The organism is Corynebacterium frankenforstense DSM 45800 (assembly GCF_001941485.1).
GTDB lineage: Bacteria > Actinomycetota > Actinomycetes > Mycobacteriales > Mycobacteriaceae > Corynebacterium > Corynebacterium frankenforstense.
In genome coordinates, this window is sequence record NZ_CP009247.1 from 237,966 (window position 1) to 251,698 (window position 13,733).

A 13,733-nucleotide genomic window follows, 5' to 3' on the forward strand; every position below is an offset into this window, starting at 1 on the left:
CGGAAGAACGTCGGCGCCCCGCGGCGCGGAGAGGCAGGCGCATGGACGCGCGCGAGACCCTGGACTGGCTCAACGGCATCCTGCCGGCACCCCTGACGGTCGCCCGCGGCGGCGACTTCCGCGTCGGCCTTGTCGAGGCCGAGGGCCACGCCGTGGCGTGCACGACCGACTTCGCGCGCGTCGAGACCGGCCTGGCCGCCGCCGACGAGCAGGGCGTCGACGTGCGCTGCGAGCTGATGGCCGTGGCGGGTTCCGCCGCGATTTCCGACGCCGCGCTGGCCGCCGTGCGCGTCGTCGGCACCGCTGCGGCGGTGCTGGCCGAGGGTGGCCTGCCCGCCCAGCCGGGCACCGTCCTCGACGACCTGGCCGCGCGCGCCGGGCTGGCGGGGGAGACCACCGTGCGCCACGGCCTGCTCGCCGCGCCGACGGTGTGGGGCGGGCAGGTCCCGCAGGTCAACGAGGCCCCCGGCACCGTCCACGGCGAGGGCACCGACCCGTCCCGGGGCCGGCTGACCGCGGTGCTGCAGGTCGTCATGGTCACCGACGCCGAGGCGGAGCTGGCGCGGGCCGCCGGCCCGGAACGCCTGCTCGAGGCGCTGGCCCTGACCGGGGCGGATCCGGGGGACTGGGCCCGCCCGGCCGGCGGTCCGGCCGCTGGGTAGGCTGGGCGCGTGTCGCTCTACCGCAAGTACCGCCCCGCCACCTTCGCAGAGGTCGTGGGCCAGGACCAGGTCACCAAGCCGCTGAGCGCCGCGCTCGACAGCGGCCGGATCAACCACGCGTACCTGTTCTCCGGCCCGCGCGGCTGCGGAAAGACGTCCTCGGCGCGCATCCTGGCGCGCTCACTGAACTGCGTCAACGGGCCGACCTCGACGCCGTGCGGGGAGTGCGAGTCCTGCCGCGCGCTGGCACCGGGCGGGCCCGGCAACCTCGATGTCACGGAGCTGGACGCGGCCAGCCAGGGCAGCGTCGAGGACATGCGCGAACTGCGCGAGCGCGCGATGTTCGCCCCGGCGGAGTCGCGCTACCGCGTCTACATCATCGACGAGTGCCACATGATCTCCGGGGCGGGCGCCAACGCGCTGCTCAAGGTGGTCGAGGAGCCGCCGGAGCACCTGATCTTCATCTTCGCGACGACGGAGCCGGAAAAGGTCATCGGCACCATCCGCTCGCGCACGCACAACTACCCGTTCCGGCTGCTGACCCCGCAGGCGATGCGCGGGCTGCTGCAGAAGGTCACCGCCGCCGAGGGCGTGACGGTCGAGGACGCGGTCTACCCGCTGGTCATCCAGGCCGGCGGCGGCAGCCCGCGTGACTCGCTGTCGATCATGGACCAGCTCATCGGCGGCTCGGGCGACGGCCACGTCACCTACGAGAAGGCGCAGCCGCTGCTGGGCCTGACGGACTTCTCGCTGCTCGACGCCACCGTGGAGGCCCTGGCCTCCGCCGACGGCGCGCGGTTGTTCTCGACGGTCGACGACGTCATCGAGAGCGGCATCGAGCCGCGCCGCTTCGTGGTGGACCTGCTGGACCGGATGCGCGACCTGATGGTCATCCAGACGGTGCCCGAGGCCTTCGACATGGGTCTGGTGGAGGCGCCCGCGGGGCGCGCGGAGGTGCTCAGTGCCCAGGCGGGGATGTTCAGCCCGGCCGGGATCGCGCAGCTCGCGGACCAGGTCAACGAGCGGATGCCGGAGATGCGCGGGGCGACTTCGCCGCGCCTGCTCCTGGAGATCCTGTTGGCGCACCTGATGATCACCGCGCAGTCCGCGGGGCAGGGGCACGGAATCGCCGCGCCGGGCTCCGCCGCGGGTTCCGGTGCCGGCCAGTCCGGTGCGGGTGCGGGCGCGGGCGCCGGCGTCGGTCAGCCCGGCGGGCACAACCCGGGCTACGCCCCGCACGACTCCGCGGGCGGGTCCACGAGCCAGGCGCCGGTGCGCGGCAGCCGCGGATCCCAGGCGGCCCGCGAGGCCATCGCGCGTGCCCAGGCCGCGCGCTCCCAGGACCGCTCCGAGCGTCCCGAGCGCCCGGAGGTCCCGCAGCGCCGGGTGCCCTCGCAGGCCCAGCAGCCGCAGCAGCAGGCCCCGGCTGGGCAGCAGGAGCAGCAGATTGCGCCGCGGCAGTCTCAGCCGGTGCCGCAGGGGCAGCAGGCTCCCGCGCAGGAGGAGCCTCAGCAGGCTTCCACGCAGGACCAGCAGACTCCGGCCGCACCGCAGGAGCAGCAGGCTGCCCAGTCGCAGGAGCCGCAGGCCTCTGTGCAAGCGCAGCCGCAGCAGGCCTCTGTGCAAGCGCAGCCGCAGCAGGCTTCCGTGCAGTCGCAGACGCCGCGCTCCGATGCCCCGTCTGCCGGCGAGCCCCGGGCCGCGGAATCTCAGGAATCCGCCGAGGCGCCCGAGTCCTCCCCGCAGGCCCAGCCTGACGCTGAGCAGGCGCCGGAGTCCCAGGGCTCCGATTCGGCGCCGGAGGCCCAGCCGGCGGCCGAGCCGGAGCGCCAGGCCGCCGCTGAGCAGGCACCGGAGGCCCCGGCCGCCGCTGAGCCGGTCGAAGAGGCCCCGGAATCTCAGGACGCCGCACCGGCTGGCTCGGATGAGCAGGCGGAGTCTGCCGCTGCCCCGGCCGCGACGGAGCCCGCCGCCCAGCCTGACGGCGAAGCACCGGGCGAGGATGTCTCGGACGAGGAGCTCACCGAGGCGGTCCGCCGCCGGTGGGGCCAGGTCCGCCACGACGTGGGCAAGCGCAACCACATCGCCCAGATCATGCTCACCGAGGCCACCGTCCTCGGCGTGCGTGAGGGCACGGTCTACCTCGGCCACAACACCGGGGCGCTGGCCTCGCGTGTGAACGCCGAGAGCAACAACAAGGACATCGCCGCGGCCTTCACCGAGGAGTTCGGCCGTCCGCTGGCCGTCCAGTGCCAGGTGGGCACCGACCCGGTCGCCGCCGGGTTCACCGCGCCGGCGACCCCGCAGCCCGCGTGGCAGCCGCAGGCGACGACGCGCGAGCACCAGGCCCCTTCGTCCGAGGGCACCCACGAGGACGACTCCGCGGAGAGCGGCGAACCTGGGGCGGCCCCGGCCGCTGAACGACAGGAACCGCAGCCCGGGCAGGAGCAGTCTGCCCGGGAACGGCAGTCTGAGCAGAACGAGCAGTCCGAGCCGTCCGAGCAACCCCAGGAGCAGCCGCAGTCGGAGCCCGAGGAGGGCCCCGCGCAGCCCGAGGCCGAGCAGCAGCCCGCGCCCCAGGCCGAGCGGTCCGCCGAGCATCAGCAGCAGCACCGACAGCCGCAGCAGCAGGCCCCGCAGCAGCGGGCCCCGCAGCAGCCGCAGCAGAACCACCCGGCCGCCCCGGTGTGGGGCGAGCCGGCGGCGCTCGGCGGCAGCGACGAGACCCCCGGCGGCCACGTCGCGGGCGCCGCGTCGGCGGGCGCCCAGAGCCAGGACGCACCCGCGCAGGACACCCGGCCGACGCCCGCGCCCGGCCGGCAGGAGGCCGCCGCGCAGCCTGCCGATCAGGCCGACCGGCCGAACCAGGCGGGCCGGCCGGGCCCGACCGCCCAGCCCACCGCGTCCACTCAGCCCACCCCGAACGCGGACGCGCCGCACAACGGTCAGAACCCCCGGAACCCGCAGAACCCCCAGGGGGCCCAGACCGCTCCCGGAGCCCCCACAACACCGGGCGCCGACGCCGCCCCGGGCACGCGCAGCGTGCCCGGCCCCGCGCCGACGTCGAACGGGGCGCCGACGGCGGGCAACGGGACGTCGGCAAGCGGGGGCGACGACTCCGAGACGCGCGTGATCTCTCTGCGCGGCGGGCGCAAGCTGCGCGTGCCGCACGCCGGCAACGGCCGTGGCCGCCCCGCGCCGGGCCGGCGCTTCGGCGGTGGCGGCGGGTACCGCGACGTCCCGCCGCCGCCCGAGCCGATGGACGATGACGTGCCCCCGCCGCCGGACCCCATGGACTACGGCGGCCCCGGCGGACCCGGCGGACCCGGCGGGCCCGGCGGCGCCCCGCCCGCGCCCTACGACCAGCGCGCCGAGGAAGAGGACATGATGCGCGAGGCGTCGCTGCAGCCGGGCAACCTGGACCGTCGCGACGCGATGACGCTGGCGAAGGAGCTGCTCAGCAGGGAGCTCGGCGCCAAGCCGATGTGACCGCCGGGCGCCCGTGCACCCCCGCAGGGGGTGGCGCGGGCGCGCCGGGTGGACGGTAGACTGTGCCCGTCAAAGACACGATGAACCCGAGCCAGGAAGGCGCGACCGTGAACCAGCCCACCCCGCAGGACCAGTCCAACCAGGGGACCCCGGACATGCAGGCGATCCTGCAGCAGGCCCAGGAGATGCAGCAGCAGCTCCAGGCCGCCCAGCAGGAGATTCTCGCCACCGAGCTCGTCGGCTCGGCGGGCAACGGCCTCGTGGAGATCACGCTCACCGGCGGCGGCGAGGTCCGCGGCGTCAAGATCGACCCGAAGGTCGTCGACCCCGAGGACGTCGAGACCCTGCAGGACCTCGTCCAGGGCGCCTTCGCCGACGGCCACGACAAGATCGGCAAGCTGGCCCAGGAGAAGCTCGGCCCGCTGACCCCGAGCTCCGGCCCGGAGGGCGCCAGCGGCCTGTTCGGCTAGAGAGATTGCCGACGTCCCGTCGGCCCCCGTCCGCGCGCGTGCCGCGCCGTGGGCGGGGGCTTCCTGCTGCGCCGTCCCGGCGCATTACACTTGTGTGGTTCCGGAGGAAGGAGAGGATCGCCCGTGTTTGAAGGACCCTTGCAGGACCTCATCGACGAGCTGTCGCGGCTGCCCGGGGTGGGCCCGAAGTCCGCGCAGCGCATCGCCTTCCACCTGCTGCGCGTCGAGCCGGAGGACATCAGCCGGCTGACCACCGCGCTCACGGCGGTCCGCGACGGCGTCAGCTTCTGCCGGATCTGCTGCAACATCTCCGCCGACGACGTCTGCCGCATCTGCGCGGACTCGACCCGCGACGCCTCCGTGATCTGCGTGGTCGAGGAGCCCAAGGACATCCAGGTCATCGAGCGCACCGGCGAGTACGAGGGGCGCTACCACGTGCTCGGCGGGGCGCTCGACCCGCTGGCCAACGTCGGCCCGCGCGAGCTGAACATCTCGCAGCTGCTGCAGCGCATCGGCGGGGTGCTGCCGGACCGCGAGACCGCGGAGTCGACCCCGGAGGCGCCCGCCTACGAGGACACCCCGGAGGTCTCCGAGGTCATCCTGGCCACCGACCCGAACACCGAGGGCGAGGCCACGGCCTCCTACCTGGTGCGCCTGTTGCGCGACTTCCCGGGGCTGAAGATCTCCAAGCTGGCCTCGGGCATGCCGCTGGGCGGCGACCTCGAGTTCGTCGACGAGCTGACGCTCTCGCGCGCGCTGTCGGGGCGCCTGACGGTCTGACCGCCCCGTCTGGGCCGCGTGGCGGCCGCCGCGGCGCACCATGCCGTGGCGCACCGTGCCGTTGCGTGCCGGACACAGACGAATCCCCGCACCTCCGGGAGGGAGGGTGCGGGGATTCGGTTTACCGGGGACCGTCTCAGTGCCGGCGGGCCAGGCGCTCCATGCGTAGCCGGTCGATGACCGGGATCTCCAGCGGCTCGAGCTCCGCGGGCGCGATGCCCATCGCCTGGGCCAGCAGCAGGTCGGCCAGCTGCGGGTTACGCGCCAGCACCGGGCCGTGCATGTAGGTGGCGATCACGCTGCCCTGCACGGCGCCGTCGACACCGGTCTGGGTGCCGTCGCCGCGGCCCTCGGACGCCGCGGTCTGCGCGGCCGTCTCGTCCGCGTTGCCGTTGCCGTGGGTGACCTTGCCCAGCGGCTGCGCGTCCGGGCCCAGGATCGTGGCCCCCAGGTGGTTCTCGAAGCCGGTCAGCGGCTCGGTCAGCCCGGCCGAGGCGCCCGCCCCGGTCGGGGTGGAGGCCAGCTCGCCGATGGCGCGCTCGGCCATCGCGGCCGTGGTGGCGTCGATGAGCCCCACGCCGTCGACCACGCGGTCGCCGACCCGGAAGCTCTCGCCGAGGACCTGCAGGCCGGCGCAGATGGCGATCATCGGCCGCCCGGCCGCCGCCGCGCGCGACAGGCCGCCGTCGGCGATCAGGTGTTCGGCGGCCAGGATCTGCGCGGTGTCCTCGCCGCCGCCGATGGTGTAGACGTCCAGCGACTCCGGCACGGGCTCGCCGAGGGTGATCCGGTGGATCTCCGCCGGGATGTCGCGCATCCGGGCGCGCTGGCGCAGCACCAGAGCGTTGCCGTCGTCGCCGTAGGTGCCCAGAACGTCGGGCAGCACCAGCCCGATCGCAAGCGGTTCGCGGTTCACTTCCCGGCCTCCTCGTCCTTCGTTGCGGCGGCCTCGTCGGCGGCGCCGTCCGCACCTTCCGCGGCGGAGCCGGCGCCCTCGCCGACTCCGGCGGCACCGGCGCCACTGCTGGCACCGGCGGCACCGGCAGAGCCGGCACCTTCGCCGGCTCCGGCCGCGTCCTCGTCGTCGTGCCCGGCCACCGCGCGGTTGAGCGCCTTCTTCAGGTCGCGGAACGCGGTGTAGTTGGCCAGCACCTCGACCCGCCCGGGCGGGCAGGCGCGGATCGCGTCCAGCGGGTCCGGCACCAGGTCGTGGTCGATCCCGGCGTACATCAGGCGCACCGCCAGGTCCGTGCCGCGCTCGCCGGCGGCCTTGACCGAGAGGTTCTCGAAGTCCTCGAACTTCACGTCCCACAGCCAGGAGAGGTCCTCGCCGTCGGCGACCTGCCCGTTGACCGCGATGACCAGCCCGTCGGCGGTGCGGTCCACCATGGACAGGGCCTCCTGCCAGCCGGCCGGGTTCTTGGCCAGCAGCAGGTGCACGGAGCGCTCGCCGAGCTGCACCGTGGAGTAGCGCCCCGCGACGTCGTCGACCTGCTCGGCGGCGCGCACCGCGCGCCCGAAGGGCACGTCGAAGCCGCGCACGGCCGCACAGACCGCCTGCGCGGCGTTGCCGCGGTTGGCCCGGCCGGGCAGCTTCAGCGCCAGCTCCCGCTCGCCCTCGGGGGCGTGCACGCCGGCATCGTCCACGGTCCAGTCGGGCTCCGGGCGCCGGAAGACGCGACCGTCGGCAAGCGGCTTGACCGCGTACCAGTCGGCGCCCTCGCGCACGATGTGGCCGCCCGTGCGCGGGCAGGACACCGAGTCGCCGAGCCAGCCGCCGCCGGCGGCGACCCACACGGTCTTCTCGTGGTCGTAGGCGACCGAGGTCATCAGCACGTCGTCGCAGTTGGCCACCACCAGCATGTCGGGGTGGGCGTTGACGCACTCGCGCAGGCGGCGCTCGATGGTGTTGATCTCACCGACGCGGTCGAGCTGGTCGCGCGAGAGGTTGAGCAGCACCAGCACCTCGGGGTGCAGGCGCTCGGCCACGCGCGGCACGTGCAGCTCGTCGACCTCGAGCACGATGTGCGAGGCGTCCTTGCCTGCCAGCAGCGCGGAGATGATGCCGGCGTCCATGTTGTCGCCGCCGTCGTTGGTGGCCACGTCGTGGACGGTGCGCGTCGCCGCGGCCAGCATCCTCGTCGTCGTCGACTTGCCGTTCGTGCCGGTCACCAGCGCGCAGGGCCGCCCGTCGCCGAGCTGGGCCATGATCGTCGGGTCGATGGCCTGGGCGACCAGCCCGCCGATCATGCCGCCGGCGCCGCGGCCGGTCATGCGCGAGGCGGTGGTGGCCAGGCGCGCCGAGGTGGTTGCGGCTCGGGTGCGCAGGCGGCGCCACAGGGGGCGCCGCGACGGTTCGTTCTCGTCGCTCATGGGCGTCAAGCCTAGTCGGCCCCCGCGCCCGCCTCATCGTCCGCCGCGGCGTCGGATTCCCCGCCCTGCTTGCCGACGCCCGCGCCTGCCGCCACGGGCTGCGTCTGCGCGCCCTCGGCGCGTGCGACGGCGGCGAGGAACTCCTCGTCGGTGAGGATCGGGATGTTCTTGCGGTGGGCGTGCATGGCCTTGCCACGCAGGTCCTCGGTGCGGTTGCACACCACCGCCGAGGACTGGCGGGTCAGCTTCTCGGTGTAGGCCAGGCCGGCGCGCATCAGGGCGTCGATGATCTCGTCGGGCTCGCGGGTGATCTCGTCGGTGACCACGATCTCCATGCCCGGCTCGAGGCCGCGCTCCGGGGTGTAGACGCCGGGGTTGGGCACCGGGCGCGGCGCCTCGGCGGCGTCGACACGCTCGTGGGAGCGCTGCAGGCCGAGCTTGTCGGCGCGCAGCTCCTCGGGCGTGTACTTCCGGCCCACCCCGCCGTTCCCGGCGAGGTGGCGGGCCATGCGCGCGACGATCATCGTCTGCTCGCGCGAGGTGTCGGCCTCGGTGCGCCGGGCGCGCGCGACGGTCGCGTCGGCGCGCGGGGCGTCCAGGCCCATCGCGCGGGCGACGGCGCCGGGGCGGGCGTCGACGATGTCGGTGCCGGCGCGGTGCGCGGCGGCCAGGGTGTCGACGATCGCCAGCGGGCGCGGCACGTGGCCGACCTTCTTGCGCCGGCCGCGCGAGCCGGAGCGGCCGCGGCGGCGCGAACGGTTGGCGCGCGCGGCGGCGTTCATGGCGCGCCGCGACTCGGAAACGAGCCAGCCCCAGGCCAGCGGGGCATCGTGCACGATGAGCGTGCGGTTGTCGATGAGCCGGTCGAGCTTCTTGAGCACCTGCGAGAAGCGCCGGCCCGCCCGGATCTCCTCGTGGGTCAGCCCGTGCTGGTGCACGGGGCCCGGGTCGGTGCGCTCGCCGGGGTCGATGACCTCGTGGAACTTCTCCACCGGCTCGCCCTCGGCGTCGAAGACGACGGCGTCGACCGCCACCACGCGGCTGGTGGCCGGGTGGATGCCCGTGCCCTGCAGCGTGACGACGACCCAGGGGCGCTCCTCGTCCGGCTGCGGGGCGGGACGCTGCTCGCGGCTGCGGTCGCGGTCGTTCTGGTTGCCGCCGTGGTTGCCGCTGTGGTTGCCGCCGCGCCGGTCGCGGGCGTCGTGCCGGTCGTCGCCGCGGTGGCGCGAGCCGTTGTTGTTGTCCGCGTCGTTGCCGCCGTTCGCGTTGTCCGCGTCGTTCTGGTTCGCGGTGCCGCGGTGCGGGTTGTTGCGGTTCGAGCGGCGCCGGGAGCGGCCGCCCCGGCGGCGGCCGGACTTACGGCTCCGGCCGTGTTCGCCGTTCCGGTCGCGGTCGCCGCTCCGGCCGTTCTGAGCGTTCTGTCCGTGGCTGCCGTTGGCGTCCTGGCCGTCGTTGCCGCTGTCGCCCCGGCCGTCAGCGCGCTGCGCCTCGCTGTCGGTCCGGCCCCGGCCGTTCGTCTCGGTGCCGTTCTGGGCGGAGTCGTTCCGGCCGCCGTTCTGCTGCTCGCCGGCCTGGCCGCCCTCGTGGCGGGCCTGTTGGTTGTTGCGGCCGGTGCCGCCGCGACGGCGGGAGCCGCGCCTGCGGCGCCGGCGCCGGTTGCGGGAGCGTCCGTTACCGCCGGACTTCGCGTCGGCGGAGTCGCCCTGGCCGCTGTGGTTGCCCTGTGCGCTCTGGCCGCCGCGGTTGCCCTGGCTGCCCTGTGAGCTCTGGGAGCCCTGGCCGCCCTGTCCGCTCTGGCTGCCGCCGTTCCCCGTCCGTGCGGCGGAGCGGTCGGTCGCGCCCTCGGCGTCTCCGGTCTGTGTGCTGGTCATCGTCGGTCCATCTTAAACCGGCTGCGGCGCACCAGGGCCGCGACCCCGAGAAGGGTCAGCACCGCGCCGACGACGGCGACCACGACGGCCTCCGTGGTCGCGAAGCCGAGGATCGCGCCGCCGGCCACCAGCGCGACGCCGATGAGGATCGCCAGCAGCCCCGGCCACAGCGCGGGGCGCTTCTTCCCGGCCGCGTGGGCGGGTACGTGTCCGCCGGCCTCCAGGGAGTGCGCCGACCCGCGGTAGTCGTCGTAGTCGCCGTGATCGCCGTGATCACCGTGGTCGCCGCGGGCGTCATCGTCGAAGTCGTCGTAGTCGGAGTAGGCGTAGTCGGGGTCGTCGCCGTAATCGACGTATTCGTCGTATTCGTCGGCGGGCCCGTCGTACTCGTCGGGCTCGTCGTATTCACCGTGTCCGTCCGCCCCGGCGAACCCGGCCGACCCGGCGGATCCGGCGGACACAACGGGATTGGCGCGCCCGGCGGCCCCGGCGGGCCCGGGGGAGGTGCCCGGCTCGGCGGGCCCCGAGGTGGTGTAGCCGGCGGGATCGTCCGAACCGACCTGCGCCCGCGCGTCAGCCGGCGCAGCCGGGTTGCTGCGCCGGTCGGCGGCGACCTGCTCAGGGGTGACCAGCGGGAAGCCCATCGCCGCGGCGCGCTCGGGCGCCGGGGTGGGGGAGGCGGGCGCGGTCCGCCCGGGCCGTGACGCCGCAGCGCCGTCAGTCACAGCGCGGTCAGCCGCAGCGTGGTCAGTCGCAGCGTGGTCCGCCGCACCGCCGTCAGTCGCGGCGGCGCCGGCCGTCGGCCTGGCCGGCATCGGCATCGTCGGCGGAGCGACCTCGCGCAGCCGCGAGATGCGCTCCGGGGTCATCGCCGGCAGCTCGTCGGTGACCGTGGCACCCGCGACCGTGACCGTCCACTCCTTCGCCTCCGCGCCGACGACCGGGAAGCTGCCCGTCGCCGGGCGGTAGGCCGGCACCGCGGGCAACGGGTTGACCTGCGGCTCGAGGTCGGCCTCCGTCGCCGAGGCGGCGTCGCGGACGTCGACCACCACGCTGCGGGAGCCGGACGCGACGTCGGCAAGCGAACCGTCACCGTCCCCGCCCACGTCGTCGGGCGCGGCGTCGTAAATGTAGAGGCGCGCGACGGGCACCAGCCCCAGCGCGGCGAAGTGCCCGACCAGGTCGCGCACCGCGGCGGAGTCGGCTGCCGTCAGCGGGCCGACCACGTGGCCGTCGACGGCGGCCACCACGGTGCCGTCGAGCACGCGCAGCACCGCGAGGAACTGCGCGGGCACCACGCGCTCGAGCGGGCCGGTGCCCTCTCCGGCGGCGGTGTCCACGGCACGCCGGGAGCCCTCGGGGAGCAGCGCCCACGGCTCATCGGGCGCGGAGTTGGCGGGCATGACCAGGCCCGGGGCCGGCAGCAGCAGCTCGGCGGTCAGCCGCCCGGAGCCCGGCTCGGGGGTCACGGCCACGCCGGGGGCGGGGGAGAGGCCCTCGTTGAGCAGGTGGCCCAGCTGGGGGTAGGTGTCCAGCACCGCCTGAGGCAGGCGGCCGATGCGCGCCGGGCCGTGGTGGACGATCAGCCCGCCCCGGTACTCGTCGCGCGTGAGGTGCAGGCGCTCGCCGGCGGGGTCGGTGCCGCCGAGCAGGGAGAGCAGCACGCCCTGGCTGGCGGCGTCGACGGGGACGCGGGCGCCGCCGCCGGCGGTGACGAGGGGGAGCGGGTAGAGCGGGCGGTTCATGGCCCCAGTTTAAGCGGGCGGCCTGCGCTTCCGGGCCTGCACGCGCCCGGTGTCGCACCGCACACGGCGGGGTGCGGGGGTGGCGCGGGGAATTGTTGAACAATTGATTTGTCACACGTCACTCCCGGCCTTAATATGAGCCGCACCACACGAGATCCCGACGCAGAAAGGCGGCGCCGACGTGAGCAACGCCGACCGGGTCCCCGAAGCCACCACCCCCGACGAGACCGGTGCGTCCCCCGCGGGCGCGCAGGCCGGGGCCGCGCGGGCCGACGGACACACCGACGGACACCACCGCATGACGCAGGCCGAGGTGCGCAAGGCCGCCACCCCGCGCCGCGGCGCGATGTACGGGGCCATGATGCTCATGGCCACCAGTGCCATCGGGCCCGGATTCCTCACCACCACCAGCGTCTTCACCGTCCAGATGGGCGCTTCGTTGGCCTTCGCCATCATGGTGTCCATCCTCGTCGACATCGCCATCCAGCTGAACGTCTGGCGCGTGCTCGGCGTCTCCGGCCTGCGCGCCAACGAGCTCGGCAACGCCGTGCTGCCCTACCTGGGCTGGGTCCTCGGCGGCCTCGTCTTCCTCGGCGGACTCGCCTTCAACATGGGCAACATCGCCGGCGCCGGCCTCGGCCTCAACGCGATGCTGGGCCTCGACCCGATCATCGGCGGCGGGCTGGCCGCCGTCATCGCCGTGCTCGTGTTCATCTCGCGGCGCGCGGGCGTGGCGCTCGACCGCATCGTCGTCGTGCTCGGCGCGATCATGGTCCTGGTCATGCTCTACGTCGCGGTCGTCTCCGCCCCGCCGGTCGGCGAGGCGCTGAAGAACACCGTCATGCCCGAGGAGATCGACGGCGTGGTCATCACCACCCTCATCGGCGGCACCGTCGGCGGCTACATCACCTTCGCCGGCGCGCACCGCATGATCGACTCCGGCTACACCGGCCCCGAGAACGTCGGCGAGATCACCAGGACCTCCGTGCTCGGCATCATCGTCACCGGCGTCATGCGCATCCTGCTCTTCCTGGCGGTGCTCGGCGTGGTCGCCACCGGCGTGGCGCTCTCCGAAGACAACACCGCCGCCGACGCCTTCCAGCACGCCGCCGGTGAGATCGGCCTGCGCTTCTTCGGCGTGGTGCTCTTCTCCGCGGGCCTGACCAGCGTGATCGGCGCGTCCTACACCTCGGTCAGCTTCGTGACCGGCCAGGAGACCTCGCAGGCCAACCGCAGCTGGCTGACCATCGCCTTCATCGCCGTGTGCGCCGTGGGCTACCTGTTGCTGGGCAAGGGCCCGCAGCAGCTGCTCATCTTCGCCGGCGCCTTCAACGGCCTGATCCTGCCGATCGGCTTCACCATCGTCGGCTGGGTCGCCTGGCGCCGCCGCGACCTGCTGCACGGCCAGGCCTACCCGAAGTGGCTGCTGGTCCTCGGCGCGCTGGCCTGGATCTTCACCGTCTACCTGGGCGTGTTCACCTTCTCCGACATCGTCGCGCTGTGGGGCTGAGATGACTGAGGCGGCTTCTTCGATTTCCGACGCCCCGGTGCTCGGCGCCGCGACCACCCCCGCCGAGGCGCGCGCCGCGTTCCGCGGCGGCGCGGTGCGGCCCACCGCGGGGATCGCGGCAGGTTACGTGCAGTGCAACCTGCTCTCGCTGCCGGCGGCCGACGCCTTCGACTTCCTGCTCTTCGCGCAGCGCAACCCCAAGCCCTGCCCGATCATCGAGGTCCTCGAGGCCGGGCAGTTGGAGAGCGAGGTCATGCCCGGCGGCGACATCCGCCGCGACGTGCCCGCCTACCGCGTCTTCCGCGACGGCGAGCTCGTCGACGAGGTCGCGGACGTCAGCGAGGTCTGGCGCGACGACCTGGTCAGCTTCCTGATCGGCTGCTCGTTCACCTTCGAGTCGGCGCTGCTGGACGCCGGGGTGCCGGTGGCCCACATCGACCAGGGCCGCAACGTGCCGATGTACCGGACGAACGTGCCGACCCGCCCCGCGGGCCGCTTCTCCGGTCCGCTGGTGGTCTCGATGCGCCCGATGCCGGCCGCGCAGGTCGCCGACGCCGTGCGCATCACCTCGCGTTACCCGTCGGTGCACGGGGCGCCGGTGCACGTGGGAGACCCGGCCGCGATCGGGATCGAGGACATCTCCCGGCCGGACTTCGGCGAGGCCGTCGAGATCGCCGAGGGCGAGATCCCCGTCTTCTGGGGCTGCGGTGTCACCCCGCAGGCGGCGGTGATGGCCTCGAAGCCGGAGTTCGCCGTCAGCCACGCCCCGGGCCACATGCTGATCACGGACCTGAAGGACTCTGACTTCCAGGTCCCGTGAGGGCGGCTGTTAT

General features: G+C 74.4%; 9 protein-coding genes and 1 pseudogene. 6 read left to right on the plus strand and 4 right to left on the minus strand.

The features are described from left to right. The first annotated feature begins 41 nt into the window (after nt 1-41). From CFRA_RS00970 to recR, 4 genes are all read left to right on the plus strand, one after another. Nucleotides 42-662, plus strand: a complete 621-nt coding sequence (locus CFRA_RS00970; RefSeq protein ID WP_075663073.1) for a suppressor of fused domain protein — start codon at nt 42-44, stop codon at nt 660-662. A 9-nt stretch (nt 663-671) separates the two neighbouring features. Beyond that, a complete protein-coding gene (locus tag CFRA_RS11785) occupies nt 672-4,151 on the plus strand; it encodes a DNA polymerase III subunit gamma and tau (protein ID WP_075663074.1) in 3,480 nt (1,159 codons plus the stop codon). A gap of 155 nt (nt 4,152-4,306) precedes the next feature. Next, entirely contained in the window at nt 4,307-4,621 is a 315-nt protein-coding gene (locus CFRA_RS00980) for a YbaB/EbfC family nucleoid-associated protein (protein WP_075664777.1), read from the plus strand. Nucleotides 4,622-4,744: 123 nt separating this feature from the next. Further along, a complete protein-coding gene (gene recR / locus CFRA_RS00985) occupies nt 4,745-5,401 on the plus strand; it encodes a recombination mediator RecR (protein ID WP_075663075.1) in 657 nt (218 codons plus the stop codon). A 136-nt stretch (nt 5,402-5,537) separates the two neighbouring features. Here recR and CFRA_RS00990 read toward each other — a convergent pair whose 3' ends face one another. From CFRA_RS00990 to CFRA_RS01005, 4 genes and pseudogenes are all read right to left on the minus strand, one after another. Beyond that, nucleotides 5,538-6,317, minus strand: a complete 780-nt coding sequence (locus tag CFRA_RS00990; RefSeq protein WP_075663076.1) for a type 1 glutamine amidotransferase — start codon at nt 6,315-6,317, stop codon at nt 5,538-5,540. Next, complete coding sequence (locus tag CFRA_RS00995; protein ID WP_083666749.1) at nt 6,314-7,774, minus strand: Mur ligase family protein; 1,461 nt, start codon at nt 7,772-7,774, stop codon at nt 6,314-6,316. Before CFRA_RS00995 ends, CFRA_RS00990 begins: the two co-directional genes overlap by 4 nt. A 125-nt stretch (nt 7,775-7,899) precedes the next feature. After that, nucleotides 7,900-8,874, minus strand: a pseudogene (locus CFRA_RS11790) (exonuclease domain-containing protein); the annotation flags it as partial. Nucleotides 8,875-9,641: 767 nt separating this feature from the next. After that, nucleotides 9,642-11,390 (minus strand): hypothetical protein, encoded by a 1,749-nt coding sequence (locus CFRA_RS01005; RefSeq protein WP_075663078.1) that lies wholly within the window; start codon nt 11,388-11,390, stop codon nt 9,642-9,644. A gap of 298 nt (nt 11,391-11,688) precedes the next feature. Between CFRA_RS01005 and CFRA_RS01010 the strand changes: the two genes are divergently transcribed. After that, nucleotides 11,689-12,900 carry an NRAMP family divalent metal transporter gene (locus CFRA_RS01010; RefSeq protein ID WP_075664778.1) on the plus strand — a complete coding sequence of 404 codons (1,212 nt, stop codon included), beginning with the start codon at nt 11,689-11,691 and terminating at the stop codon, nt 12,898-12,900. 1 nt (nt 12,901) lies between these two features. After that, complete coding sequence (locus tag CFRA_RS01015) at nt 12,902-13,720, plus strand: putative hydro-lyase (protein WP_075663079.1); 819 nt, start codon at nt 12,902-12,904, stop codon at nt 13,718-13,720. Nucleotides 13,721-13,733 lie beyond the last annotated feature (13 nt).

Coding starts and splice junctions, on each gene's coding strand:
- CFRA_RS00970 (WP_075663073.1), top strand. CDS start 42: ATGGACGCGCGCGAGACCCTGGACTGGCTCAACGGCATCCTGCCGGCA.
- CFRA_RS00995 (WP_083666749.1), bottom strand. CDS start 7,774: ATGAGCGACGAGAACGAACCGTCGCGGCGCCCCCTGTGGCGCCGCCTG.
- CFRA_RS01005 (WP_075663078.1), bottom strand. CDS start 11,390: ATGAACCGCCCGCTCTACCCGCTCCCCCTCGTCACCGCCGGCGGCGGC.
- CFRA_RS01010 (WP_075664778.1), top strand. CDS start 11,689: ATGACGCAGGCCGAGGTGCGCAAGGCCGCCACCCCGCGCCGCGGCGCG.
- CFRA_RS00980 (WP_075664777.1), top strand. CDS start 4,307: ATGCAGGCGATCCTGCAGCAGGCCCAGGAGATGCAGCAGCAGCTCCAG.
- CFRA_RS01015 (WP_075663079.1), top strand. CDS start 12,902: ATGACTGAGGCGGCTTCTTCGATTTCCGACGCCCCGGTGCTCGGCGCC.